Raw genomic sequence first — 25883 nt, 5'->3', positions numbered from 1 at the left:
GTGCCGACCCTAGCCGCGCCATCGCGACGTGCCGACTTCACCGGACAGGCGGTGGCCGCGGGCGTCTCGTCGGCGATCCTGGGCTACGCCAGCTCGATCTCCCTGGTCATCATCGCGTTGACCAAGGCCGGGGCGACCAGTGAGCAGGTCTCCTCCGGGCTGCTCGCGCTGGGTATCTCGATGGCGGTCGTCGCGGTCGGGTTCAGCGCGGGGCTGCGGATCCCGGTGTCGATCGCCTGGAGCACGCCCGGCGCCGCGCTGATGGCGGGGGTCGGCGCGGTGGACGGCGGGTACCCGGCGACGATCGGCGCCCTGGTGCTGACCGGTCTCCTGATCGCCCTGACCGGCCTGATCAGGCCGTTGAACCGGCTGATCCTGCAGCTGCCCACGCCGCTGACGGCGGCGGTGCTGGCGGGCGTCGTCCTGCCGTTCTGCCTGCAACCGGCCCGGGCGGTGACCGAACTGCCGGTGCCGGCCGGGGCGATCGTCGTCACCTGGCTCGTGGTGCTGTGGCTACGCCCGGCCTGGGCGTCGGCGGCCGCCCTGGCGGCGCTGGTGGTGATCGCCGTGCTCGACGGGACGGCGGGCTCCCCGACCGCGCTGCACCTCGACCCCACGACCCCGAGCCTCACGTGGCAGGCCGTCGTCCAGATCGCGCTGCCGCTCTACGTGGTCACCATGGCCGCGCAGAACCTGGTCGGCGTCGCGGTACTGACCACCTTCGGGTACCGGCCGCCGGTCGGGCGCATCCTGGTCGCCACCGGCGCCGGATCGGCGGCGGGCGGGTTGTTCGGGGGCATGACCATCAACCTGGCCGCGATCACCGGGGCGCTCACCGCCGGCCCGAACGCGCATCCCGACCCGGACAAGCGGTGGGTGGCCGTGACGACGAACGGCCTCACCCACCTGCTGCTCGGCGCGCTGGCCCCGGTCGCGGCGGGCATCGTCACCCGCACCGACCCGGCGCTCGTCGGCACCGCGGCCGGCCTGGCCCTGGTGATGACGTTCGTCGCCGCCGCCAAGCAGGCCCTGGACGACGAGGACGCGCGGGTCCCGGCCGCGGTCACCCTGCTGGTCACCGCGTCGGGCATGACGGCGCTGGGGGTCGGCGCCGCGCCGTGGGGGCTGCTGCTCGGCGGCGTCCTGCTCGCGTTGAAGGTCGGCAGACCCGAGAAGCGTTAGGTGAAGAGGGCTTTGCCGTACCAGTCCCCCGGCCCGGACAACCCCGGCGGGATCGCGAACAGCCCGCTGCCGACGTGCTTGATGTACTCGTTCAACGCGTCGGACTGACCGAGCCGCCGCTGCACGGGCACGAACTGCTCGTGCGCGTTCTTCTGGAACGCGATGAAGAACAGGCCGGCGTCGAGCTGGCCGGTGGCGGGGTCGGTACCGTCGGTGAACGAGTACCCGCGGCGCAGCATCCGCACCCCGCCGTTGGTTTCGGGCGCGGCCAGCCGGATGTGGGCGTCCATCGGGATGACGGGTTGTCCGTCGCGCATCGCGGCCAGGTCGACGGTGTCGAACTCGGCCTCGGCCCCCAGCGGCGCTCCGACGATCTTCGTACGGCCGATGACGGCCTCCTGGTCGGCCAGGAAGTCGGCGTCCCATGACTCGATCATCATCCGGATCCGGCGGGTCACGAGGTACGAGCCACCGACCATCCACGGCTGGTCGGTCTCGGAGCCGACCCACACGTGCTGATCCATCGCGGCGAGGTCCTCGCGCTTGATGTTGTTCGTGCCGTCCTTGAACCCCATCAGGTTGCGCGGCGTGGCCTGGGCCTGGGAGGTGGACGACGTGCGCCCGAAACCCAGCTGGGACCAGCGCATCACGGCCCGGCCCCGGGCGATCCGGGCGAAGTTGCGAATCACATGGAAGGCGACCTGCGGGTCGTCGGAGCAGGCCTGCACGCACAGGTCGCCGTTGCTGCGCTCGGGCACGAGCAGGTCGGCGGGCAGGCTCGGCAGCGGTTCGAGAGCGGCCGGGCGCCGATCGGCGATCCCGAACCGGTCGTCGAACAGCGTCGGCCCGAACCCGACGGTGACGGTCAGCCGCGCCGGGCCCAGCCCCATGGCCTCGCCGGTGTCGACGGGTGGGGCCTGCGGGTGGGTCTCGACCGAGCCGATCTCCTGCCCGTTCACCATCCGGGAGGCCGCGGCGGCCCACGAACCGAGCAGCGCCATCAGCGCCGTCCGGTCGGTGGTGGTGACGTCGAAGGCGGCGAACGCCAGGCGGTCCTGTTCGGGGGTGGCGATCCCGGCCTGGTGCTCGCCGTAGAACGGCACCCGGTCGCCGGGGGCGGCGGGTTCCCGCGTCGGGGCCACGGCGTGGATGCCCGCTGCGGCCGCCGCGGCGCCGGCGGCGCCCAGTCCCAGGGCACCGCCGGTCAGGAGGAAGCGACGCCGGCTGGTGGCCGGCGTCGCCTCCTGCGCGCTCGACTCGTTCGACTCAGGCATCGACGACCTTGCTCGCGACCCGGGACAGGGGTTCGGCGATGGCCTGGACGGAGTCGGCCAGCTTCTTCACGTCGGTCTTGCTGAGGTCGCCGTAGAGCTTCCAGCCGTAGGGGTTGTCGGTGGTCCGGTAGTCGTCCAGCAGGTCGAGGTTGGCCTGGAACGCCTTGCTGATCGTGTCGGTCAGCGCGGGGTCGATGGTGTTCAGCCCCGGCTTCAGATTGGCGAAGGCCTGCTGGGAGCCCTCGACGTTGGCGAAGAAGTCGACCAGGTCGATGTGCGAGTACCGCTCCTCCTCGCCGGTGACCTTGCTCTTGCTGACCTCGTCGAGCAGCCCGACCGCGCCGTTGGCCAGCTCGGCCGGCTGGTAGGTCAGACCCGTGGCCTTGGTCTGCAGCTCCTTGGTGTCGGTGACGAGCTGGGCGCTGTACTTCTCCAGGCCGTCGGTCGACTTCTTGGTCCACAGGCCGTACTCGATGCGGTGGAAGCCGGTCAGCTGGGTGACGGGGACGTCGTCCGCGCGGGCGTCGATCTTCGGGTCGAGCCCGGCGAACGACTCGGCCACGGGCTCGATCCGCTCGTAGAACGGCCGGGCCTTGGCGTAGGCCACCTTCGACTTGTCGACGTCGCCGCTCTTGATCGCCGCGTCGAGCGCGGTGACCGCCTCGAGCGAGCCGGCGACCTGCTGATCCACGTACTGCCCGTAGGTCTTGGTGCCCTCCTGCAGCAGCTGGGTCGTGTCGGTGACCGCCTGCGAGGTGGCCGTACCGGTGATCACCAGCGGGACGCGCTCGGTGGCGGCGCCGGGGCAGTACAGCTGGTAGGTGCCCGGCTGCAGGTTCACCGAGAACGTGCCCGAGAAGCCCGGGGGCAGGTTCTCCTTCTCGGCCAGGATGCGCTCGTCCAGGACGACCTCGACCTCGGACACCGCGGTGGCGTCCCTGTTCGTGATCTTGAAGTCGACGGCCCCGGCGTCGTACGACGTGCGGTCGGTGAGGCACTTGTCGGCGGTCACGGTGACCACGGCGGTGTGCGGGTCACCGGCCGCGGCCGTACCGGTGGAGTCGCTGCTGCTGCCGCAGCCGGCGACCAGGAGCGCGAGGGCGGTGGCGGTGATCCCACCGCGGGCGATCGCGTGCATCGAGAATTCTTCTCCTCAGGGAACTTCCAGGGTCAGGAAAGGTGGTGCGCAGGGCTCTGGGGGACGGCGGTCGCCGGCTGCGCGGGCCCGGGACCGGACGAGCGCATCCGCATCCGCGCGGTGACGGTGACGACCAGGAGGCCGGCGGCCAGCAGCGCGCCGACCACGGCCAGCTCGCGCATCAGCTCGCGCCGGTCGCCGGCGGCGAGGTCGTCGCGGGCGGTCGCCGCGGAGGCGGCCGTCACGGCGGCGGGCGGGGCATGGACGGTGTAGGTCTTCTCCGCCAGCGGCACCCCGGCGCCGCCCACCATGACCTCGACCGTGGCGTCGTCGCGGGTCTGCACGTCGAGGACGCGGCCGGTGAGCGGTTCGACGACCGCGAGGGTCGTGCGGGTGACGTCGTAGTGGGCCGAGACCGGACCGCTGGCGGCGGTCAGTCCCAGCGGTAGTCGGCCGTTGTTCAGCTCCGTGAGCTGCTCGACGCTGAGCTTCGCCGGGTCGGTCGTGGTGTCGACGTGCGCCACCTGCGAGTAGAGGTCACCGGTCACGCCGTGCACCGACTGCTGTCCGGCCCGGCGCAGTTGCACCGTCTCCGCGGCCGATCGCGGCCCGCTCCAGCCGGCGGGCAAGGCCACCCGGGCGGTGGCGGCGGTACCGGGCGAGCCCTGCAGCTGCACGGTCGCGCCGCCGAGCGTGCCGGTCGAGCTGGCCCCGGCCTGGGCGGGGGCGGCGGCGAACAGCCCGGTCGCGACGGCGGCCGCCAACAGCGCCCCGCCCGCGGACAGCTGGGCGACCCGGCGCCGGCTCGGCACCTTCTCGGGCGGCCACACGACGTAGGGCAGGACGATCAGCAGGTAGGCGACCCAGCCGACGACCTCGATCAGGACGGGACCCGGCGGGATGCCGAGGACGCCGGTGAGCAGCGCCCCCTGCACGGTCCCGTTGCCGATCACGGCCGAGAAGTCGAAGACCCGGTCCTGGCCTGCGTTCAGCCAGCCGGCCTCGTGCGCGGTGTGCAGCGCGCTGACCACGAGCCCGGCCGCGACCAGCACGAGCACCACACCCGTGGCGCGGAAGAACTTCTGCAGGTTGATCCGGACGCCGCCGCGGTACATCGCGTAGCCCAGCCCGACCGAGACGGCCACGCCCAGCACGGCGCCCAGCAGGGCGAGCCCGCCGTTGGTGCTGCCGTTGTAGGCGGCCAGCAGGAAGACGGCGGTCTCGAAACCCTCCCGCAGCACGGCGAGGAAGGCCATCGCGACGAGGGCCCACCCGGAGCCCACCGCCAGCGCCTCGCCCGCGGCCGACTCCAGCGAGCCCTTCAGCTCCCGCGCGTGCCGCCGCATCCAGACGACCATGTACGTGACCATCCCGACGGCGATCGCGCCGATGACGGTCTCCAGCTGCTCCTGCTGCTTCTGCGGCAGGTCCTGCGACACGATCTCGAGCGCCACCCCCACCGCCAGGCACAGCCCGACCGCGGAGAGGATGCCGACGTAGACCGCCTTGAGGAGGTCCATCCGCCCCTGCTTGCGCAGGAAGGCGGCGACGATGCTGACGATCAGGGCGGCTTCGAGGCCTTCCCGGAGGCCGATCACAAACGTGGCTAGCACGAGCGACCACTATACGGTTAGGCCAGGCTTACCTGACCAGGGGTGGCCTTCATCTTTCGCCCGGTTGCCCCCGAACCGTCTCGATCGCCACACTGTGTAGATGGCACATGACGGGGAGTCGGCGATCGGCCTCCCCGTGCGGCCTCCCCCGACCCCCCGGGCCCGGGCGCTGGCCGCCCTGGCCGCGTCCGCCGTCCCGGTCGCGCTCGTCGTCGTCGTCGACCCGCCCGCCACCCCTGCGGCCGCCCTGCTCGTGACCGCGGCGGCCCTCCAGCTGCTGGGTCTGGCCCTGACCGCCGGGGCTCGCGGTCTGCGCCGTTTCCCCGGTCAGGGCTGGGAGGCCTGGTGCACGCTCCTCGGGGTCGCCGCCTTCGCCTCCTGCACGCTCGGCTTCGCCGTCCGGCCGCGCGGCGACCTGACCGCCGCCGACGTCGTCCCGGTGGTGGCCTCCGCCGCGGTGGCCGGGGTCGCCGTCAGCGCAATCGTGCTGTCCGGCCCGCGGGAGCTCTCGCTCGGCACCCCCGCCCTGGCCCGGGCGGGCCTGCCGTGGATCGCGGGCGGCCTCGTGCTCGTCGCCGCCGCCGACCAGGTGGCCCTGGCCGACCGGGGCCGGCCCGCCGCCGCGTCCGGCGGGTGGCTGCCGGGCACCCTGCTGGCCGCCGGCTACCTGCTGCTGCTCGGCACGGTGGCCGTGCGCGCCCGGCGCACTCCGGCGGACCGGCGCGCGAGCCTCGAGCTGCCGCCCGCCGAGGCGACGGGCCGCCGCCGCACGCTGGCCCTCGGCCTCGTCGCCGTTGTCGTGGTCGTGGTCGCGATCGTGGACGACGGGAGCGCACCGCGGGCGAGCACGCTCGCCGTGCGCGCGGGTGGGCTGCTGGCCGCCGCCTTCCTGCTGCTGTCCCTGGTGCGCGTGGACCGGACGCGGCGGCCGGGTGGCGGTGAGGACGTGAGCCCGCGCACCGACGACCTGACCGGGCTGGCCAACCGGCGGGCGCTGTCGGAGGCGCTGGCCGGCGAGCGCCCGAGCGCCCCGGCCGGGGTCACCGTCCCCGAGACGGACGCCACCGGCTGGTCCGGCTGGGCCGGCTGGTCGGACGAGATCGCGCTCCTGCTGGTCGATCTCGACCATTTCAAGGACGTCAACGAGGCCCTCGGGCACGCGGCCGGCGACCGGTTGCTGGCCGCGGTCGGCGCCCGGTTGCGCGGCACCCTGCGCCCCACCCAGCTGCTGGCCCGCCTCGGCGGCGACGAGTTCGCCGTCGTCCTGCCCGCCGCGGGCCCCGAGCAGGCCGAGCGTGTGGCCGCCGACCTGCGCGCCTCGCTGGAGACCCCGTTCGAGATCGACGGCAACCGGCTGCACGTGCAGGCCAGCATCGGGATGGCCACCTGCGACCCCTCGCACGGCGAACCCACCGACCTGCTGCGCCAGGCCGACGTGGCGATGTACCAGGCGAAGGGCACCGACAGCGGCGTCGCCTTCTACGACCCGTCCCGCGACGAGGGCCTGACCGGGGACCGGTTGCGGCGCACCGACGAGCTGCGCGACGCCCTGCAACGCGGCGACCTCGAGGTGCACCTCCAGCCGCAGGTCGATCTGCGCACCGGCGCGATCGTGGGCGCCGAGGCCCTGGCCCGGTGGCGGCACCCGCAGGACGGCGTACTGCTGCCCCAGTCGTTCCTGCCGCTGGCCGAGCACACCGGCCTGATGCGCCCGGTCACCGCGCAGCTGCTCGACCGGGCCCTCGCCGCCTGTGCGACCTGGTGGAACGCCGGGCACAAGGTGACCGTCAGCGTGAACCTGGGCGCCGACGACCTGCGCGACCCCGAGGTCGGCGACCGGATCACCCGCCTGCTGGCCGGGCACGCCCTACCCCCGGCCGCGCTGCGGGTGGAGATCACCGAGCAGGCGCTGCTCACCGACCCCGCCGCCGTCGCCGTGGTGCTCGGCCGCTGGCGGGACGCCGGGGTGGCCGTCGCGATCGACGACTTCGGCACCGGCTACTCGTCGCTGTCGTACCTGCGGGAGCTGCCCGTCGACGAGGTGAAACTCGACCGGGCCTTCATCGCCGACGCGCGGCGCGAGACGACGTCGAGCATCGTGCGACACACCGCGGCGCTGGCCCACGATCTGGGCGCGGTCGTGGTGGCCGAGGGCATCGAGGACGAGGCGACGGCCCGCCGCGTGGCCGAACTCGGCTGTGACGTCGGGCAGGGCATCCACTTCGGCGCGGCGATGACCGCCGGGCAGTTCCTGACCAGGCTGGAGACGAGCTGAGCGGGGGTCGCTCAGCTACCGTGTCGTCCATGGCACGAGACGCTGGAGGGCCAGGGCCCAGCAGGCGTCGCCGGAGGTCCGAGCCGCTGGACTGGCTGAATGCCGAGCCGTCCACCCCGACTCCGGAGCGGTCCGAGGAACACGGTGAGGGCAGCCTGTTCCAGCCCGGGCAGGCCCGCGCCGAGGGGTACCGCCCCGGCTCCGGCACCGAGGACCCGCCGACCGGCCGGGTCCCGAACGCGGCACCGCTCACCCGGCGCGAGGCCCGGGCCCGGCGCAGCGAGCGGGACAGCGGGCGCGGCCCCCGTCGTCCGGCCGACCCGCCCACGGGGGCGCTCCCGCGCACCGCCCGCCGCCCCGCCGAGCCGAGTGCCCACGAGACCGGCCGGTTCGCGGCGCCGCCGCCGGTCGGACGTCCCGCCGACCCGGTCGCGAACCCCGTCCTGAACCCGTTCTCCCGCGAGGCCTACGAGGCCGCCCCCGAAACCGGGCCGCTGCCGTTGAACGTCCCCCCGACGCGCTCGCCGGTCCCTCCGCCGGCGCCGCGTCCCGGGGGCCGGGACCGCTCGGCCACGCCCGAGCCGGCCGCCCCCCGCTCCCGGTCGCACCCGCCGTCGTCCGGCCGACCCGCGTCCGAGCACCCGTCGTCCGGCCGCTCCGACACCCGCTCCGACACCCGCTCCGACCCCCGCCCGTCCAGCCCCCCGGACGCCGGCCCGGCCGGCCCGCCCGCCCGGTCGCCCAGGCCGGCCCACCCGTTGCTGGTCGCCGGACTCACGGGCGCCGCGGCCGTGCTGCTGGCGTGGGCCGCGGTACCCCTGCTCGACTCCGCCGCAGAGCCCGTGACGCTGCTGGCCACGTTCTGCCCGCTGGTCACGGTGGCGGCCATCCCGGTGCTGGCGTTGAGCGCGAGCCGCCGGGCCCTCCTGCCGGGCGTGCTCGCGGGGCTGGCGGCCGTGGGGCCCTGGCTGTTCGCGGCCGGGTACGCGGCGGCCGGGCCGGGCCCGAACGAGGGGTCGGCGGCGCGCACGGTGCGGGTGATGTACGTGGACGGCAACCACGGCCGCCTCGACGCCGACTCGATCACCGCGGCGGTCCGCGAGCAGGGTGTCGACGTGCTGGTGATGTCGGGGATGAGCGACGCGCTGAGCCACGACGTGGCCGTGGCGGGGTTGAACCGGCTGCTGACGCCACGCTGGGTCGGGATCACCAGCGGGCGCAGCGACGGGCTCGGGGTCTGGTCGCGGCAGGGCACGGTGACGATGGAGAGCGTCCCCTCGACCGGCGCGCCGACCGCTCAGGGCCTGGTGACGACGCCGGCGGGAACGTTCGAGCTGATCGCCACGAGCATTCCCGGTACCGCATTGCGGCCCGGGGCCGGGTGGCGGGACGCGCTGGAGAAGGTGTCGCAGCTGTCCGCGCGCTCACCGCACCGCGTGCTGGTGGGCGACCTGGCCTCAACCCCGTGGCACCCGGCGTTCCGCCGGCTCGGTGATGCGGGGTGGCACGACGCCGCCGACGTGAACGGGCGCGGGCTGCGGCCGAGCTGGCCGGCCTGGTCCCCCGTGCCGGTGACGCCCCTGGACCACGTGATGGTCGGCGACGGGATGGGGGTCAGCGGCGTCGACTCGGCCCGGATCGGAGGTACTCCCGACCGGGCCGTCGTCGCGTCGGTGGTCGTCCCCGGTTAGCCCCGGTTCGCGGCTTCCCGCTCCTTGACCTGGGCCTCGTAGCGGGTGCGGACGTCGTCCATGTCCAGCTCCTTGACCTTCTCCAGGATCTCCTCCAGGGCGGGCTCGGGGAGCGCGCCGGGCTGGGCGAAGACCGGGATGCCGTCGCGGTAGACGACCAGGGTCGGGATGGCGGTGACGCCGTACTTCGCGGCCAGCTCCTGCTCGGCCTCGGTGTCGACCTTCGCGAACACGGCGTCCGCGTGCTTCTCCGAGACCCGCTCGAAGATGGGCGCGAAGCGCTTGCACGGACCGCACCACTCGGCCCAGAAGTCGATCAGGACGATGCCGTCCTTGACCGTCTCGTCATGGTTCGTGTCGGTCATCTCAAGAGTCGCCATGCGTGGTGGAACGGTTCACCCACAGGTGTCATTCCCCGGCCGGCTCCCCGGGGGAGGAGCGGACAATCCGGACCCGCCCGCATCCCCACCCGACTCAGTGGTAACAATGCTGTGCGTCCACCGCACGAGGGGCGTCAACGTGGCTTGCGCCACGCCGCCGCGTGTGTGGACCCCCTGAGCCCCGCAGTAGGCTCGCTCGACCGGAAGGGAGCCTCATGACGACGCCGTCCTCGGCAGCGCCCACCGCGCGCCGGACCATCACCAAAGTGCTCATCGCGAACCGCAGCGAGATCGCTGTGCGGGTCGCCCGCGCCTGCGCCGACGCGGGCATCGCCTCGGTGGCGGTGTACGCCGACCCCGACCGCGACTCCGTGCACGTCACGGCCGCGGACGAGGCGTACGCGCTGAACGGCAACACGCCCGGCGAGACCTACCTGGTCATCGACAAGCTGCTGGACATCGCGAAGCGCTCCGGCGCGGACGCGGTGCACCCGGGCTACGGCTTCCTCTCGGAGAACGCCGACTTCGCCCAGGCCGTGATGGACGCCGGGCTGATCTGGATCGGGCCGCCGCCCGCGGCCATCGACGCGCTCGGCGACAAGGTCAAGGCCCGGCACATCGCGCAGAAGGCCGGCGCCCCGCTGGTGCCCGGCACGAAGGACCCGGTGGAGGGCGCCGACGAGGTCGTCGCCTTCGCCAAGGAACACGGCCTCCCGGTCGCCATCAAGGCGGCCTACGGCGGCGGCGGCCGTGGCCTCAAGGTCGCCCGCACCATCGAGGAGATCCCCGAGCTGTTCGACTCGGCGGTCCGCGAGGCCGTCGCCGCGTTCGGTCGCGGCGAGTGCTTCGTCGAGCGGTTCCTCGACCACCCGCGCCACGTCGAGACCCAGTGCCTGGCCGACGAGCACGGCAACGTCGTGGTGGTCTCCACCCGGGACTGCTCGCTGCAGCGCCGTAACCAGAAGCTGGTCGAGGAGGCGCCCGCGCCGTTCCTCACCGACGAGCAGCTGGCCGAGCTGTACCGCGCCTCGAAGGCCATCCTGACCGAGGCCAACTACGTCGGCGCCGGCACCTGCGAGTTCCTGGTCGGCCCCGACGGCACCATCTCCTTCCTCGAGGTGAACACCCGCCTCCAGGTGGAGCACCCGGTCTCGGAGGAGGTCACGCGCCTCGACCTGGTCCGCGAGCAGCTGCGCATCGCCCAGGGCGAGGAGCTCGGCTACGACGACCCGAAGATCGAGGGCCACTCGATCGAGTTCCGCATCAACGGGGAGGACGCGGGGCGCAACTTCCTCCCGGCGCCCGGCACCGTGACCCTGTTCGACCCGCCGACCGGCCCGGGCGTCCGCCTGGACTCCGGCGTGGTCTCCGGCACCGTCGTGGCGGGCCAGTTCGACTCGATGCTGGCCAAGCTGATCATCACCGGCGCGACCCGGCAGCAGGCGCTCGAGCGGTCGCGGCGCGCGCTGGCCGAGTTCACCGTCGAGGGCATGCCGACGGTGCTGCCGTTCCACCGCGCGGTGGTCAGCGACCCGGCGTTCGCCCCGGCCGACCCGGACGAGCCGTTCACGGTGCACACCCGGTGGATCGAGACGGAGTTCGACAACCAGATCGAGCAGTACTCGGGCCCGGTCGGCGAGGCTCCCGAGGAGGGCGAGCGCGAGCGCGTCGTCGTCGAGGTCTCCGGCAAGCGGCTCGAGGTCGTCCTGCCGGCCGGCTTCGGCGCCGGCTCCGGTCCCGCGCCCGCCGCCAAGAAGGCGCCGAAGCGCGCCGGGGGCGGCAAGGCCGGTGCGGCCGCCAGCGGTGACTCGCTGACGTCGCCGATGCAGGGCACGATCGTGAAGGTCGCCGTCGAGGAGGGCCAGACGGTCGAGGCGGGTGAGCTGGTCGTCGTCCTGGAGGCGATGAAGATGGAGCAGCCGCTGACCGCCCACAAGGCCGGCACGATCACCACGCTGAGCGCCGAGGTCGGGGCCACGGTCACCTCGGGGGCCGTGATCTGCGAGATCAAGGGCTGACGACCGTCTGTTCGTGATCATGCAGAAACGTCCGCCTCGCTGAGGCTGAAACGTCCCGTCCCCTTCCGGGGGCGGGACGTTTCTGCATGATCACGAACCTGTGTGCAGCTGGCGGGCGGCCTCGGCGACCGACCCGGACAGTGACGGGTACACGGTGAAGGCGGCGGCGACGTCGTCCACGGTGAGGCGGTTCGACACGGCCAGCGTGAGCGGGTGGATCAGCTCGCTGGCCCGCGGCGACACGATCACTCCGCCGAGCACCCGGCCCGACCCGGACGAGGCGATCACCTTCACGAAACCCTCGTGCACGCCCTGCATCTTGGCCCGCGGGTTCCCGCCCAACGGCAGGAGCCGGACACTCGCCCCGCCCTCGGCGTCCACCTCCGCCTGGGTGGCCCCGACGGTCGCGATCTCGGGGGCGGTGAACACGTTGGACGAGACCCGGCGCAGGTTCAGCGGCGTGACCGCGTCACCGAGCGCGTGGTGCATGGCGGTGCGGCCCTGCATGGCGGCCACCGACGCCAGCGCCAGGACGCCGGTCACGTCGCCGGCCGCGTAGACGCCCGGCGCCGACGTCCGGCTGACCCGGTCGACCACGATGTGCCCCGACTCCTTGAGCGTCACGCCCGCCTCGGCGAGCCCGACGTCCTCGGTGTTGGGCAGCGAGCCGACGGCCATCAGACAGTGCGACCCCTCGACGGTGCGCCCGTCGGCGAGGGTGACGACCACCCCGTCGGCGGTGCGCTCCACCGACTGCGCCCGCGAGCGCGACAGCACCTCCATGCCACCACCGCGGAAGACCCGCTCGAGCAGCTCGGCGGCGTCCGGGTCCTCCCCCGGCAGCACCCGGTCGCGACTGGACACGAGCGCGACCGGCGCCCCGAGCGCGTGGTACGCGGAGGCGAACTCGGCGCCCGTCACGCCGGACCCGACGACGATGAGCTTGTCCGGCAACCGGGCCAGCCCGTACAGCTGCGTCCAGTTCAGGATGCGCTCGCCGTCCGGTTCGGCTCCGGGCAGCGCCCGCGGCCGGGCCCCGGTGGCGACCAGGACGGTGCTGGCGGTCAGCTCGGTCTCCGCACCGGTGGCGTCGGTGGCCACGACCCGGTGCAGGGCCCCCGCGACGCCGGCCAGGCGGCCGGTGCCGGACAGGATGTGCACGCCCTCCTTCTCCAGCCGCGCGGTGATGTCGCCCGACTGGGCGGCGGCCAGCCGCCGGACCCGCGCGTTGACCGCCCCGAGGTCGGTGGCGATGTCGCGGGTGCCGGTGATGCCCAGCTCCCCCGCCCCCGCCACGGTGGCCAGCACCTCGGCGGTGGCGATCAACGTCTTGCTCGGGACGACGTCGGTCAGCACGGCCGCGCCGCCCAGGCCGGCCCGTTCGACGACGGTCACCTCGGCCCCGAGTTGGGCGGCGACGAGCGCCGCCTCGTACCCGCCGGGTCCGCCGCCGATGATCACGACCGTGTTCTGCGCGCTCACCTCGGCCACCTCTCACCCGACGAGTCGTCGGCGCCGATGATCAGGACCGTGTTCTGCGCGCTCACCCTCGCCATTCTCCACCCACCGTGTTTCGGTTCCAGGTTCCGACGCATGTCGGGCGGGGCTCAGCCGGAGACCTGGTGTCCGCGCGCAGCGTCCCTTCTCTACCCTGTTCCCCATGGCCCTGTACGCCGCCTACGGCAGCAACCTCGACCCGGAGAGCATGGCTCTGCGGGCGCCCCACTCCCCGCTGCGCGGCACGGGCTGGCTGAACGGCTGGCGGCTCACGTTCAGCGACGCCGGGTCGGCCGGCGGCGGCGCGTTCGCGACGCTGGTCGAGGACGGCGAGAGCCAGGTCTACGTGAGCCTGTACGACGTGACGCCGGGCGACGAGTCGGGGCTCGACGAGTGGGAGGGCCTGTCGACCGGGGTGTCGACGAAGGTGAACGTACGGGTGCAGACGCTGGACGGCGACGCGCTGGCCTGGGTGCACGTGCTCGACGCCTACGAGGGTGGGCTGCCGACCGCCCGCTACCTGTTCCGGCTGGCCGACGCCGCGGAGGCCGGAGGGGCGCCCGCCGACTACGTGGCCGAGCTGCGCTCGCGCCCCTGCAGCAGCGACGACGCGGTGTTCCCGCCGCAGGAGGCCTGAGCCGCGTTGAGCACCGACCCGAAGCGGCTCGCGGCCGAGGCGGCCGCCGAGCTGAAGGCCCGCACGGGCATCGAGACGTTCGACGTGGCCATGGTTCTCGGCTCCGGCTGGGCACCGGCGGCGGAACTTCTGGGGGACGTCGTCGCCGAGGTCCCGGCCGCGGAGATCCCGGGCTTCCGGGCGCCGTCGGTGGCCGGGCACGTCGCCACGCTGCGCGTGGTCGCCGTCCCTGGTGACGTGCCGCGGCACGCGCTCGTCCTCGGGGCCCGCACCCACTACTACGAGGGCCACGGCGTGGCCTCGGTCGTGCACGGCGTCCGGACGGCGGCCGCGGCCGGCTGCTCGACGCTGGTGCTGACCAACGGGTGCGGTTCGCTGAACACCGACTGGGGTCCCGGGACGGCGGTGCTGATCAGCGACCACCTCAACATGACCGGCGCGACGCCACTGGTCGGGGCCACGTTCGTCGACCTCACCGACCTGTACTCGAAGCGGCTGCGCGAGGTGTGCCGCACCGTGCAGCCCGACCTGCCGGAGGGTGTCTACGTCCAGCTGTCCGGGCCGCAGTACGAGACGCCCGCCGAGATCCGGATGTACGGCCGGCTGGGCGCCGACCTGGTCGGCATGTCCACCGCGCTCGAGGCGATCGCGGCGCGCGAGGCCGGGATGGAGATCCTCGGCATCTCGCTGGTGACCAACCTGGCCGCCGGCATCACGGGTGAACCCCTGGACCACGCCGAGGTGCTGGAGGCGGGCCGGGCCGCGGCCCAGCGGGTCGGCTCGATGCTGGCGGACGTGGTTCGCAAACTCTGAACCTGCGTTTGCGCATGATCACCGCATTCCTGCGGTGATCATGCGCAAACGCAGCATCGATCAGGCGTTGACGGTGAAGTCGGCCGCGTGGCCGGCCTGGCCGAAGACGTGCATGCGCTCGGCGACCATCTGCTGCATCGCGACCCGGCCGAAGCGGGTGTAGGGCGCCGGGTCGACGGTGATGCCGTCCTGGCCCAGCTGCTGCCGGACCGCGGCGGTGAACGCCATGTGCGAATCCATGCCCTGGTTGATCTTGCGGATGCCCAGTTGGGTGGAGCGGGCCTTCTCGCTCTCGGGCACGCCCCACGACTCGGGCAGGGTGCCACCGTTCGCGTTGATCACGGCCCGCAGGTCGGCGGGCAGCGAGGACGAGCCGTGCATCACCAGGTGGGTGTCCGGCACCCGCCGGGCGATCTCGGTGATCAGGTCCATGTGCAGGACGGACCCGTCCGGCGGGGAGGAGAACTTGTAGGCGCCGTGCGAGGTGCCGATGGCGACGGCGAGGGCGTCGACGTCGGTACGGCGGACGAACTCCTCGGCCTCGTCGGGGTCGGCCAGGATGATCTCCTTGTGCTCCTCGCCGGTCTCGGAACCGCCGATGGTACCGAGCTCGCCCTCGACGGAAACCCCTGCCGGGTGGGCGATGTCGACCACGCTACGGGTGATCTCGATGTTCGCCTCGAAGGTGGCGGGCCGATGGGTGACCGGGTCGAGGCTGCCGTCGATCATGACGCTGGTGAACCCGGCGGCGATGGCGCGGCGGCAGGTCTCGAAGTCGGGGCCGTGGTCGAGGTGCAGGACGGTCGGGACGTCGGCATAGCGCTCGGTGGTGCGCAGCATCAGGTCCCAGAACAGCTCGTCGGAGCCGTGGGCCGACGAGCCCGAGAGGGTCTGCACGATCACCGGCGACCGGGTCTCGCGGGCGGCCTCGAGAACGGCCTCGACCTGGGTCATGTCAGTGACGTTGAAGGCGCCGACGCCGTAGCCGCCGGCCCGGGCGGCGTCGAGCGCCTGGCGCAGGGTGATGAGTGACACGGGTGCTCCTGGATTTCTGACATCGTTGGACAGGTTCCAGCCGCGAAGCTACCTTACGAATCCGCCGCCCACCACCTCCCAGAGAAGCGAGGCCCCTGCATGGCGCACGGTCGACTGCTCGGCCTCGACATCGGGACGTCCCGGATCAAGGCGCTCCTGATCGACGAGAATGGACACTCGATAAGGGTTTCTGCCGCCGAGACCCCGTTCGGCCTGTCGGCGGGCGGAACCGAGATGTCCGCCGGGGCCCTGCTCGCCGCGGCCCGAGAGGCGATCACCGGGCTGGGCGACCTCACCGGCGTCCAGGGCGTCGGGATAGCCAGTCTGGGTGAATCCGGCACCTTCGTCCGGGACGACGGTCCCGCCGACCTGCCGGTCATCGCGTGGCACGACCCCCGGGGCGCGGGCACGGCCCGCCGCCTGGTCGAGGTGTTCGGCGACGACGCGCTCGTGGCCTGGACCGGGCGGCCCGCGCGCCCGGTGAGCACGATCGCCAAGATCGGCTGGCTGGCCGGCTCGGGCGCCGACCTGAGCGGCGTCTTCGTCGGTGTCGCAGGACTTTTGAATTGGTACCTGACCGGTGAGTTCGCCCAGGAACGCTCCCTGGCCGCGACCAGCGGGGCCTACGACCCGATCGCCGGCCGCTACCTACCGCAGGTGTTCGAGGCCGTCGGCCTGGGCGGCGTCCGGTTCGCGCCGGTCAGCCCGGCCGGGACCGTGCACGGCAAGATCCACGCCGACGGGGCGCACTGGTCGGGCCTGCCGGCCGGCATCCCCGTGACCCTCGCCGGGCACGACCATCCGGTCGGCGCGGTGGGCGCGGGGGCGGGGGTCGGTCGGGTCACCGACTCGATGGGCAGCGGTGAACCCCTGCTGATCGCCCTGCCCCGGGAGGTCTCCATCGACGGTCTACGGGCCGACCTGGCCACGGTCGGCGGCGACACGACGGTGACCGCCTGGCCGGCGGCCGACGCCCCGGCCGTGCTGTGGGAGCAGATCCGCCCGGGTCTCGGCCTGGCCCGCCTGGCGGCCCTGCTGGGCCACGAGCGCGGTGACCTGGAGCGCGCCGCGGCGTCCGTCGGACCGCAGACTCCCTGGTCAGCGACCCGTCTGCGCCACCTGGAGCGCCCCGGGGACGGGGACGAGGAGCTCTTCGCGCGACTCGCGGCCGCCGGCGCGGCGGACGACCCGGGGCCCACCTGGGCCGCCGTCCTGGACGGCTACGCCGAGCTCACGTCAGCGGCGGAGCGGGCCCTGCGCACGCACAGCGGCACGACCGAACCGACCCTGGTGATCGGGGGTGGCATGCGCTCCGCCCGCTGGATGGCCGCCAAGCAGGCCCGCAGCACGCACGGTCTGCTGCTGGTCGACGAGGCCGAGGCGACCGCCCGCGGGGCCGCCCTCCTGGCAGGGGTGGCGGCCGGTGTCTGGGCTGGTCAGGGGGACTTTCCGCGGCCGGCAGGCCAACTGCTCCCGGGGGCTCGGTAACATGTTGACAGCGCTGTCAGAGAATCTCTTGACCAACGCTGTCAGAACAGCTAGCGTCCCCGACGTGAGCAACGATGCTGGCCAGACCCCGAACGTCGACGGGTTCGCGCGCCCCCCGCGCCTCGTCGACATCGCGGAGCACGCCGGCGTCTCCATGAAGACGGTCTCGCGCGTCCTGAACGACGAGCCGTACGTGAAAGAGCCCATGCGGCAGAAGGTCCTGGCCGCCGTCCAGGAACTGGGCTACGTCGGTGACGCGCAGGCCCGCGGCCTGCGACTGAAGCGCTCGGGCTTCATCGGGGTCGTCATCCCCGACATCCGCAACGGCCAGTTCGCGCTCATCACCCGCGCCCTGGAGGAGCGGCTGGCCCCGCCCAGCGCGACCCTGCTGCTGGCCGACTCCGACGAGGAGGTCGACCAGGAGGAGCGCATCCTGCGCACCTTCCGGCAGCAGCGCGTCGACGGGCTGATCATCCTGCCGGCCGGCGCCCCGAGCCTGCCCGAGACCATCAGCCAGGTCCCCACCGTGATCGTCGACCGGACCGTGCCCTCGGTGCGCAACCTCGCCGACCACGTGATGGCCGACAACCGCCGCGCGGCAGAGACTCTCGTGTCACACATGGTCGAGAAGCACAACCTGGAGCAGGTCTGCCTGGTCGCGGGCGACCTCTCGGTCTCGAACGTCCGGGACCGGCAGTCCGGGTACACCCGGGTGATGAACAAGGGCGGGCTGACCAAGCACATCACCAACGGCCACGTCACGCCGAACGACGCGGCCGCCGGCGCCTACGGGCTGTTCCGCACGCTGAAGCCCCCGTTCGGGGTGCTGGCGACGAACAACCGGATGTTCTGGGGCACCATCGCGGCGATCGCCCGGCTGGGCCTACGGATCCCCGACGACGTCGTCGTCACCACCTTCGACGGCATCGGTGAGGCCACCGTCACCGGCCTCGTCCCCACCCAAGCGGTCGTCCCGGTCTCCACCCTGGCCGCCCGCGCGATGCAACTCCTCACGGAAAGGATGAGCGCCCCGGGCCTGAAGCCGCGCAACGTCGTGGTCGAGTGCGACGTGGAGTACGGGACGACCTGCGGCTGCGTGCCCTACGAGATGTCCCCCGTCATGTTCAGCGGTTACGCCAGACGCGGCTGACCGCATGCCGAGACCGGCCCGCAAGGGCCGGCCCCGGTTTCTGATGTGCCACCCAGGTGCGACCGGATCTGCCAGGACGCGGCCGCACCGCAGGGGTCGTCGAAGAGTTCGGCGCCCCCAGGAGACTCAAGGGAGAGTACGAGATGAAGACCGTTCGTTCCAACGTTCGGCCGATCACCCGCCTCAGCGGCGTGGCCGTGGGCGTCACCGCCGTGGCGTTCGCCCTGGCGGCCTGCGGCGGCGGTTCCTCCGCCGGTGACGGTGGCGGCACCAGCACCGAGAAGCCGAAGCTCGCCTTCGTCATCAAGCCCCTGGACAACACCTACTTCGGCGCCATGGCCAAGGGCGCGCAGGCCGAGGCCGACAAGCAGGGCGTCCAGCTGACCATCTCCGCCGCCCAGAACGTGACCGACGACTCGGGCCAGGCCAGCAAGCTGAACTCGCTGGTGACGGCCGGGTACGACTGCTACATCGTGAACCCGACCAGCGGCACCAACCTGCTCACCGGGCTGGCCCCGGTCAGCAAGGACGGCAAGCCGATCGTGAACCTCGACTACCCGATCGACACCGACGCGGCGTCGAAGGCGGGCGTCAAGCTGACCACCTACGTCGGCACCAACAACGAGACCGCGGGGGCCGCGGGCGGCGACGCGATGGTGGCCGAGATCGCCGCGAACTCGAAGGTGGCCCTGATCGGCGGCCTGGCCGGCGACCCCGGCAGCGAGGCCCGGCTGAAGGGCTTCAAGGACAAGGTCTCGGGCAAGCTCGACGTGATCCAGACGGTCGCGGCGGACTTCGACAAGGCCAAGGCCAAGCAGGCCGCCGCCACGCTGCTGCGGGCCCACTCGGACCTGAAGGGCTTCTTCACCCCGTCGGGTGACATGGCGCTCGGCATCCAGCAGGCGGTCGAGGAGGCCGGCAAGGACGACAAGGTCGCGGTGATCGGCGTCGACGGCACCGAGGACCAGCTGAAGGACATCAAGGCGGGCGGCGAGCCGGCCGCGGTCGAGCAGTTCCCGTACCTGATGGGCGTGCAGTCGGTCCAGGCGTGCCTGGCCGCGATCGACGGCAAGAGCATCCCCACCAAGGTGGAGACCCCGGTCCTGGTCGTGAACAAGGACAACGTCGACGCGGCGCTGGAGAACTACCCGGCTCCCCCGGCGGACTTCGAGGTCCCCAACCCGTTCGAGGGCTGACCCTCACCCACGGGGACCCGCGCCGGTGAGACGCCGGCGAGCAGGAAGGAGATGGCATTGAGCACGATCACCGAGGACAAACCCGCCACGGCGCACCGCCCGGCTCCGGGCGACCGCGCCCGGAGGCTCGGCAAAGTGGTTGCGACCGAGGACTTCTGGGTCAACGCGACCGCGCCGGTGGCTCTGGTGGCCATCATGGTCGTGTTCTCCTTCCTCTCGCCGGCGTTCCTCACCGTGGGGAACCTCTCGGGGATGCTGTCCGACGCGACGATCCCCGTCACCCTCGCGCTGGCGGCCACGTTCGCCGTCACCCTGGCCGGGATCGACCTGTCGCTGGCCGCGACGGTCGCCCTGGGCTCGGTGACGGCGGGGGTCGCCTACGACGCCGGCTGGAGCATCTGGGCCTGCTTCGCGGTCGCAATGGCGACCGGTCTGGCCATCGGCCTACTGAACGGCTTCTTCGTCGGCTGGGTGAAGATCCCCGACTTCATCGTCACGCTGGGCTCGCTCAGCCTGGTGATGGGCCTGTCGCTGATCGTCTCCGACGGCCAGCCGGTACAGATGTTCAGCACCGTGCTGACCACCATCGGGGGCGACTCGATCGGGCCGCTGCGCTACAACATCGCGATCGCGCTGATCGTCGCGGTCCTGCTCCACATCCTGCTGTTCCACACCAGTTTCGGTGTGCACCTGCTGGCGACGGGCGACAACACCGCCTCGGCGAAGGCGATGGGGCTGAAGGTGGCGCGGATCAAACTGGCCGGTTACGCGATCGGCGGCGCCCTGGCCGGCCTGGCCTCGATCCAGCTGATCAGCTTCATCTCCTCGAGCCAGCCCACCACGAACACCGACTACCTGCTGAAGGCCATCGCGGCCGTCGTCCTCGGCGGGGTCAACCTGTTCGGCGGTCGGGCGACCATCGTCGGCCCGGTCCTCGGAGCGATCCTCCTGACCGTGCTGCAGCAGGGCCTGACCCTGATCGGGGTGGAGGCCTACTACGAACCGCTGGTGATCGGCATCGTCGTGCTGGCCGCCGCCACGCTGATGAGAGGGCGCAACTCGTGACCGCGAAGATCGAGATCCGTGACCTGAAGAAGACCTTCGGGTCCGTGCAGGCCCTGCGCGGGGCGAGCCTGAGCGCGCAGCCCGGTGAGATCACGGCGATCGTCGGCGACAACGGCGCCGGCAAGTCGACGCTGATCAAGAACCTGACCGGCGTCTACACCCCCGACGAGGGCGAGATCCTGATCGACGGCCGGCCCGTACGGTTCCACTCGCCGCTGGAGGCCCGGGCCGCCGGCATCGAGACCGTCTACCAGGACCTGGCGCTCGCCGACCAGCTGTCGGTCTGGCAGAACATGTACCTCAGCCGCGAGCTGACCGCGAAGATCGGCCCGATCGGCTTCCTGCGCCGCAAGGCGATGCGCGAGGAGGCCCACCGCCTGGTCAGCTCGCTGGCGGTCAACGTGCCGTCGGTGACCAAGTCGGTGAAGCGGCTGTCGGGCGGTCAGCGCCAGGCCGTCGCGATCGCCCGGGGCGTCATGTGGGCCAAGTCGGTGCTGGTGCTCGACGAGCCCACCGCGGCGCTCGGGCTGCGGGAGACCGCCCAGGTGGAGGCCCTGATCAAGCGGGTGGTCGAGGGCGGCACCACGGTCCTGGTCATCTCGCACAACTTCGAGCAGGTCATGCGCCTGTCCCAGCAGGTGTGGGTGATGCGGGCCGGTCAGGTGGTCGGCGGCACCCGCACCTCGGAGGTCACCGGCGAGCAGCTGGTCGGCATGGTCACGGGAACCATCGCCGCCGCCTGAGCCGTTCCTCTCCCACCCCCAAGCGGCGGTGGCGGCGCCATTCCCCCCGTGACGGCGCCGTCACCGCCTTCCACCGCTGGGCTCAGGCGAAGAACTCCTTCAGCCGCGGCGCGAGGGCCTCCGGCTTCAGCATGTGGGTCTGCCCGGGCAGCGTCTCGTAGCGCGAGTCGCTCAGCAGCCCGTCGACCGCCTGCATCGCGTCGCGCATGTACTGCGGGCTCTTCCCGCCCGCCATGCTCAGGGTCGGCACGCTCAGCCCCCTCCACCGGTCGGCGGAAAGCGCCTCTCCCCGGCCTGTTTCGGGCCGCAGCTGCCGGTAGTCGTAGGGCAGCGTGTGCGCGATGCCGGTCATGGTCCTCCACATCGGGAACAGCCCCATGAGCCACACGAACGGCGCCGGCACCCCGACCGTGCGCATGAACAGCCGGACCGCCGCGCCGCGCTTGCCCTGGGCGACCAGGGTTTCGGTCTTCTCGATCAGCTCCGGGTCGCGGACCGGCCCGTCCGCCGTGACGATGAACGGCGCCTCGTACACGGCCAGCCGGCGCACCCCGATGCCGGCGGCGGCCGCGTCCAGGCTGAGGGCCGCCCCCGACGAGATGCCGTACACGTCGGCCTCCCCGCCGGCCAGGGCGATCACGGCGGCCAGGTCCTCGATCTCACGCTGCGGCGCGTACGGCTGGGTGTCGCCGCTCTCGCCCCGGCCGCGCCGGTCGTAGATGTAGACCGTGAACCGGTCGGCGAGCGCCTCGGCCAGCGGGCGGGCCGGGCCCTGCGCGCGCAGGCACATCGCGCCGTCCACCAGGACGACGGGCGGCCCGGAGCCGACCGCCTCGACGGCGATCGTGGTGCCGTCGGCGGAGGTGACGGACTGCGTGGGGGCGGTGGTGGAAGTCATGTCGGAGGAATCTCTTTCAGCTCAGGACATCGGTCAGCCAGGCGTTCCAGGCCGCCTCGCCGGGGTCGAGCGTCGGGTCGAAGACGTGGTGCATGGCGAGCATCGGACTACCGGTGCCGTGGGGGTCGAAGGCCTGCACGAACCGGTACATCGCCTGCGGGGTGCGGATGCCGCGGACCTGCTCGTTCGCGCCGTAGAGCACGCCCTCCACGGAGCGCCCGCCGAGCGTGAACCGGACCGGCGTGTCCCGGTCGAGCCCGCCCAGGCCGAGGGCGTCGTCCAGCTGCTTCCAGGCCCCCGCCCAGTCGGTGACGGTCGGCCCGAACACCGTGAGCGGCCGCGCCACGCGGCCCGCGAAGTGGTCGAGGTAGCAGGCCAGCGTCGAGCGGAACAGGCAGCTGCCGGCCCGCATCGCCTCGTACTCGCCCTGCCAGTCGTCCCCGGGCAGGAAGCCGCTGGTCACGACGCGCAGGACGGCGCCGCCACCGTCCCGGGCCTCGATCAGGTACTCCGACGCGAGGAACCGCCCGTCGGGGCCGCTCGCGCGGTAGCCGAGGTGCCGGCCCGGTTCCCAGGCCGTGACGGTCGCCGCGGGGATCGCCCCGCCGGCGAAGTCGGACGACACCTGCCCGCCCACCCCCGGTTCCACGACGTTGGCGCCCATGAACCAGGAGTCGTGCCCGGGGCCGGTGGCGATGGCCGCCCACACCTGCTCAGGCGTGGCGTCCACCTCGATCCGGTCGTCGCTCTCGAACCCGTGACCCATCAGTCCTCCAGCTCGTTCTTCGGGTGGACGGCGAGCACCAGCCGGTGCTCGCGGCCCTCCCCCGCGTGGTACTTGCCGACCAGCTGCGCGACGGCACCGGCCAGTTCCTCGGCGAACGCCGCCCGGTCGGCCGCCGAGGCGAACCGCACCTCGGCGTCCACGGCGAAGGTGGCCAGCGGCTTGCGGGCCCGTCCCGCCGCGGCGACCAGCGCCCCGACCTCTCGCAGGGTGCGCGAGACGACGGCCACCAGCCAGCGGGCCGACAGCGCGTCGGGCTGCTCCGACGACCGCACGCCCCCGATCGCCACCGGCGAGATGACGAAGGCGGCGGCCGCGGCCCGCATCACCCGTTCGGTCATGTTGCCCTTGCGCCGTTCCTCGACGAGCTCGACCAGGCCGTGCCGCTCCAGCGCCTTCAGGTGGTAGTTCACCTTCTGGCGGGGCAGGCCGACCTTGGCGGCCAGCTGCGCGGCCGAGCCGGGTTCGACCAGTTCGGCCAGCAGCCGGGCCCGGACCGGGTCGAGTGAGACCTCGGCCGCCGCCGGGTCCTCGATCACCGCGACGTCCAACATGCGATGAGCCTGCCCGCCGACGCATCAAACTGTCAAGACAACATTTCTTGTCGGTGCTAGGTAGCGGCCTTCTCGGGCTGCCCGCTGTCGGTGCCGGATTCCTCGGCCGACCCCTCCTCGGGCTCCCGCTCCTTCAGCCGCAGCAGGACCGCACACCCGGCCAGGACCAGCACCAGGACGCCGAGGAGCCCGATGTGCAGGGCGAACTCACCCAGGTCACCGCCCGGCTCGCTGGTCGGCTTGCCCTCCAGGATGTTCCCGGCCTCCACGCTGAGCAGGATGATCTCCTTGATCGAGGCGATGATGCCGACGACCAGGAACGGCTCGGCGACGATCTCCCGGCGGCGCAGCGTGGTGCGCACCGCGAAGATCAGCTCCACCAGGACGAAGACGAGCAGCAGGGTGTCGAGCAGGGCCAGCACCGCGGTCGTGGTGTCCTCGCCGACCGCGCGCAGTTCGCCCGCCGCCGAGACCAGCAGCACCAGCGCGCCCACCACGAGCAGCGCCGCGATCAGGACGTACACGACGTCCTCGCTGTAGCGCAGGGCCCGCTCGCCGACCGTACGGACGGTCTCGTTCAGACCGTCGGCCTGCCGGGCGGCCTTGTCACCCTGCTTCGTCGTGATCATCCGCGCAGTCTTCCGCTCCCCCATCGACCCCGCCACCGCGCGTGTCATGCCCCCGTACCCCAGGTACTAGATTCCTCGTCTGTGGACGACGCCGAGCTCGCTGATCTCGTCGGTCGGGCGGCGGCGTGGCGCGACAGCGACCCCGAACCCCGGACCAGGCGTGAACTGGACCGTCTGATCGCGCAGGCCGCCGGCGGCGACCGGGCCGGGCGGGAGCGGGCCGTGGCCGACCTGGAGGACCGGTTCAGCGCCGAGCTGACGTTCGGAACCGCCGGTCTGCGGGGGGCGCTGGGCGCCGGTCCGAACCGGATGAACCGGGCCGTGGTGATCCGCGCGGCCGCCGGGCTGGGGGCGTTCCTGCTGGGCGCGGTCCCCGGGGACGCCGGCGACGTGCCCCCGCTCGTCGTCGTCGGCTACGACGCGCGCACCGACTCCGACGTCTTCGCCCGCGACACCTGCGCGGTGCTCACGGCGGCCGGCTGCACCGCCGTCCTGCTGCCCCGGTTCCTGCCGACGCCGGTGCTCGCCTTCGCCGTCCGGCATCTCGGCGCGGACGCCGGCGTCATGGTGACGGCCAGCCACAACCCGCCGCAGGACAACGGGTACAAGGTCTACCTCGGCGGCCGGGTGGACGACGGTCCGGGGCAGGGGGCGCAGATCGTGCCGCCGGCCGACGCGCAGATCGCGGCGCAGATCGCGGCGGCGCCCGCGGCGATCGACGTCCCGATGGCCACGCACGGGTGGACCGTGCTCGGCGAGGACGTCGTGGAGGCCTACCTGGCGGCGGTCGTCGGGCTGGTCGACCCGGATGCGCCGCACGACCTGCAGATCGTCGTCACCCCGCTGCACGGGGTCGGCGGCGAGACCGCGGTGCGCGCGTTCAGCCGCGCGGGATTCCCCGTCCCGCATCTGGTCTCGGAGCAGGCCACGCCCGACCCGGCGTTCCCGACCGTCGCGTTCCCGAACCCCGAGGAGGCGGGCGCGATGGACCTGGCGCTCGCCTCGGCGCGGGCCCGGGGCGCCGACCTCGTGATCGCGAACGACCCCGACGCCGACCGGTGCGCGGTCGCCGTCCCCGACCCGGACGGCGACGGGGCACGCGCCTGGCGGGCCCTGCGCGGCGACGAGGTGGGCGCCCTGCTCGGCGACTACCTCCTCGCCCGGGCCTCGGTCCCGACGGTCGTGGCCAGCTCGATCGTCTCGTCGCAGCTGCTGGCCCGGATCACCAAGGCGCGCGGGCACCGGCACGTGGAGACGCTGACCGGGTTCAAGTGGCTGTCCCGCGTGCCCGGCCTCCGGTACGCCTACGAGGAGGCGCTGGGCTACTGCGTCGCCCCCGACGTGGTGCGCGACAAGGACGGGATCAGCGCGGCACTGCTGGTCGCCGAGCTCGCCGCCGGGTTGAAGGCGCAGGGCCGCACCCTGCTCGACGCGCTCGACGACCTGGCGGTGGAGCACGGGCTGCACGCCACGGGCCAGTTCTCGGTACGGGTCGACGACCTGAGCCAGATCGGCGTCATGGTCGACCGGCTGCGGGCGGCGCCGCCCACCAGGCTCGGCGGGTCGGCCATCCTCACCTACGCCGACCTGTCGCACGGCGTCGACGGGCTACCGCCCACCGAGGGACTGCGCTACCGGACCGAGAGCGGGGCCCGCGTGATCGTGCGGCCCAGCGGGACGGAGCCGAAGCTGAAGGTCTACCTGGAGGTCGTCGTCGGAGTGGGCGCCCGGCCGGTGCGCGAGGCGCGGGCCGAGGCGGCCGGGGCGCTGGCCGCGCTGGAGCGGGACGTGAGGACGTCCCTGGGGCAGTAACCAGGGCGGTA

The 25883-nt window shown here is 72.9% G+C and carries 22 protein-coding genes; 12 read left to right on the top strand and 10 right to left on the bottom strand.

Annotated elements, in window-relative coordinates; translation table 11 throughout:
* Window positions 1-1182, top strand: coding sequence for a benzoate/H(+) symporter BenE family transporter (locus ACIB24_RS14630; protein WP_398281619.1), 1182 nt, complete (start codon window positions 1-3; stop codon window positions 1180-1182).
* Here the strand turns inward: ACIB24_RS14630 and efeB are convergent.
* Genes efeB through efeU form a run of 3 tightly spaced genes read right to left on the bottom strand, consistent with a single transcriptional unit; the run spans window position 1179 to window position 5207 of the window.
* Window positions 1179-2456: an iron uptake transporter deferrochelatase/peroxidase subunit gene (efeB, locus tag ACIB24_RS14625; protein WP_398281617.1), complete on the bottom strand. Its 1278-nt coding sequence runs from the start codon at window positions 2454-2456 to the stop codon at window positions 1179-1181. The genes ACIB24_RS14630 and efeB overlap by 4 nt on opposite strands.
* Complete coding sequence (gene efeO, locus ACIB24_RS14620) at window positions 2449-3594, bottom strand: iron uptake system protein EfeO (protein ID WP_398281614.1); 1146 nt, start codon at window positions 3592-3594, stop codon at window positions 2449-2451. The genes efeB and efeO overlap by 8 nt, the downstream gene beginning before the upstream one ends.
* Before the next feature lie 32 nt (window positions 3595-3626).
* Window positions 3627-5207: an iron uptake transporter permease EfeU gene (efeU, locus tag ACIB24_RS14615; protein WP_398281611.1), complete on the bottom strand. Its 1581-nt coding sequence runs from the start codon at window positions 5205-5207 to the stop codon at window positions 3627-3629.
* Window positions 5208-5307: 100 nt separating this feature from the next.
* Here efeU and ACIB24_RS14610 point away from each other — a divergent pair, with 100 nt between their 5' ends.
* Together ACIB24_RS14610 and ACIB24_RS14605 are read left to right on the top strand one after the other, a co-directional pair.
* Window positions 5308-7482, top strand: coding sequence for a putative bifunctional diguanylate cyclase/phosphodiesterase (locus ACIB24_RS14610; protein ID WP_398281608.1), 2175 nt, complete (start codon window positions 5308-5310; stop codon window positions 7480-7482).
* Between the two features lie 29 nt (window positions 7483-7511).
* Window positions 7512-9173, top strand: a complete 1662-nt coding sequence (locus ACIB24_RS14605) for an endonuclease/exonuclease/phosphatase family protein (RefSeq protein ID WP_398281605.1) — start codon at window positions 7512-7514, stop codon at window positions 9171-9173.
* Here ACIB24_RS14605 and trxA read toward each other — a convergent pair.
* Window positions 9170-9553 (bottom strand): thioredoxin, encoded by a 384-nt coding sequence (gene trxA, locus ACIB24_RS14600; protein WP_398281602.1) that lies wholly within the window; start codon window positions 9551-9553, stop codon window positions 9170-9172. The two genes, ACIB24_RS14605 and trxA, sit on opposite strands and share 4 nt — an antisense overlap.
* Window positions 9554-9768: 215 nt before the next feature.
* Here trxA and ACIB24_RS14595 point away from each other — a divergent pair, with 215 nt between their 5' ends.
* Complete coding sequence (locus ACIB24_RS14595) at window positions 9769-11571, top strand: acetyl/propionyl/methylcrotonyl-CoA carboxylase subunit alpha (protein ID WP_398281599.1); 1803 nt, start codon at window positions 9769-9771, stop codon at window positions 11569-11571.
* Window positions 11572-11661: 90 nt separating this feature from the next.
* Here the strand turns inward: ACIB24_RS14595 and ACIB24_RS14590 are convergent, their stop codons facing one another.
* The gene (locus tag ACIB24_RS14590) at window positions 11662-13053 is read right to left on the bottom strand and encodes an NAD(P)H-quinone dehydrogenase (protein ID WP_398281596.1); all 1392 of its coding nucleotides are present in this window, start codon (window positions 13051-13053) and stop codon (window positions 11662-11664) included.
* 178 nt (window positions 13054-13231) lie between these two features.
* On the opposite strand from ACIB24_RS14590, the gene ACIB24_RS14585 reads away from it, so the two are divergent.
* Both ACIB24_RS14585 and ACIB24_RS14580 read left to right on the top strand, forming a co-directional pair.
* Window positions 13232-13705 carry a gamma-glutamylcyclotransferase gene (locus ACIB24_RS14585; protein WP_398281593.1) on the top strand — a complete coding sequence of 158 codons (474 nt, stop codon included), beginning with the start codon at window positions 13232-13234 and terminating at the stop codon, window positions 13703-13705.
* A 6-nt stretch (window positions 13706-13711) separates the two neighbouring features.
* The gene (locus tag ACIB24_RS14580; RefSeq protein ID WP_398281590.1) at window positions 13712-14518 is read left to right on the top strand and encodes a purine-nucleoside phosphorylase; all 807 of its coding nucleotides are present in this window, start codon (window positions 13712-13714) and stop codon (window positions 14516-14518) included.
* Window positions 14519-14578: 60 nt separating this feature from the next.
* Here the strand turns inward: ACIB24_RS14580 and ACIB24_RS14575 are convergent, their stop codons facing one another.
* Window positions 14579-15553 carry a ketose-bisphosphate aldolase gene (locus tag ACIB24_RS14575; protein ID WP_398281587.1) on the bottom strand — a complete coding sequence of 325 codons (975 nt, stop codon included), beginning with the start codon at window positions 15551-15553 and terminating at the stop codon, window positions 14579-14581.
* Window positions 15554-15652: 99 nt separating this feature from the next.
* Between ACIB24_RS14575 and ACIB24_RS14570 the strand changes: the two genes are divergently transcribed.
* From ACIB24_RS14570 to ACIB24_RS14550, 5 genes are all read left to right on the top strand, one after another.
* The gene (locus tag ACIB24_RS14570; protein ID WP_398281584.1) at window positions 15653-17041 is read left to right on the top strand and encodes an FGGY family carbohydrate kinase; all 1389 of its coding nucleotides are present in this window, start codon (window positions 15653-15655) and stop codon (window positions 17039-17041) included.
* 64 nt (window positions 17042-17105) lie between these two features.
* On the top strand, window positions 17106-18191 hold the full coding sequence (locus tag ACIB24_RS14565; RefSeq protein WP_398281581.1) for a LacI family DNA-binding transcriptional regulator: 1086 nt from the start codon (window positions 17106-17108) through the stop codon (window positions 18189-18191).
* Between the two features lie 143 nt (window positions 18192-18334).
* Window positions 18335-19387 (top strand): substrate-binding domain-containing protein, encoded by a 1053-nt coding sequence (locus ACIB24_RS14560; protein WP_398281578.1) that lies wholly within the window; start codon window positions 18335-18337, stop codon window positions 19385-19387.
* Between the two features lie 57 nt (window positions 19388-19444).
* Window positions 19445-20452, top strand: a complete 1008-nt coding sequence (locus tag ACIB24_RS14555) for an ABC transporter permease (RefSeq protein ID WP_398281575.1) — start codon at window positions 19445-19447, stop codon at window positions 20450-20452.
* Complete coding sequence (locus tag ACIB24_RS14550; protein ID WP_398281572.1) at window positions 20449-21195, top strand: ATP-binding cassette domain-containing protein; 747 nt, start codon at window positions 20449-20451, stop codon at window positions 21193-21195. The genes ACIB24_RS14555 and ACIB24_RS14550 overlap by 4 nt, the downstream gene beginning before the upstream one ends.
* 82 nt (window positions 21196-21277) lie before the next feature.
* On the opposite strand, the gene ACIB24_RS14545 is transcribed toward ACIB24_RS14550, so the two are convergent.
* From ACIB24_RS14545 to ACIB24_RS14530, 4 genes are read right to left on the bottom strand one after another with little or no spacing between them, the layout of a single operon-like run.
* Window positions 21278-22093 (bottom strand): alpha/beta fold hydrolase, encoded by an 816-nt coding sequence (locus ACIB24_RS14545; RefSeq protein ID WP_398281569.1) that lies wholly within the window; start codon window positions 22091-22093, stop codon window positions 21278-21280.
* Between the two features lie 16 nt (window positions 22094-22109).
* Window positions 22110-22859: an SRPBCC domain-containing protein gene (locus tag ACIB24_RS14540; RefSeq protein WP_398281566.1), complete on the bottom strand. Its 750-nt coding sequence runs from the start codon at window positions 22857-22859 to the stop codon at window positions 22110-22112.
* Window positions 22859-23431: an ArsR/SmtB family transcription factor gene (locus ACIB24_RS14535; protein WP_398281563.1), complete on the bottom strand. Its 573-nt coding sequence runs from the start codon at window positions 23429-23431 to the stop codon at window positions 22859-22861. Before ACIB24_RS14535 ends, ACIB24_RS14540 begins: the two co-directional genes overlap by 1 nt.
* A gap of 56 nt (window positions 23432-23487) precedes the next feature.
* Window positions 23488-24060, bottom strand: coding sequence for a phosphate-starvation-inducible PsiE family protein (locus ACIB24_RS14530; RefSeq protein ID WP_398281560.1), 573 nt, complete (start codon window positions 24058-24060; stop codon window positions 23488-23490).
* An 81-nt stretch (window positions 24061-24141) separates the two neighbouring features.
* On the opposite strand from ACIB24_RS14530, the gene ACIB24_RS14525 reads away from it, so the two are divergent.
* Window positions 24142-25872, top strand: coding sequence for a phospho-sugar mutase (locus tag ACIB24_RS14525; RefSeq protein WP_398281557.1), 1731 nt, complete (start codon window positions 24142-24144; stop codon window positions 25870-25872).
* Window positions 25873-25883: the final 11 nt, after the last annotated feature.

The sequence above is a fragment of the Spongisporangium articulatum genome (genome assembly GCF_044465595.1).
In the GTDB taxonomy this organism is placed as follows: domain Bacteria; phylum Actinomycetota; class Actinomycetes; order Actinomycetales; family Kineosporiaceae; genus Spongisporangium; species Spongisporangium articulatum.
This window is presented reverse-complemented; position numbering and strand designations above follow the sequence as displayed.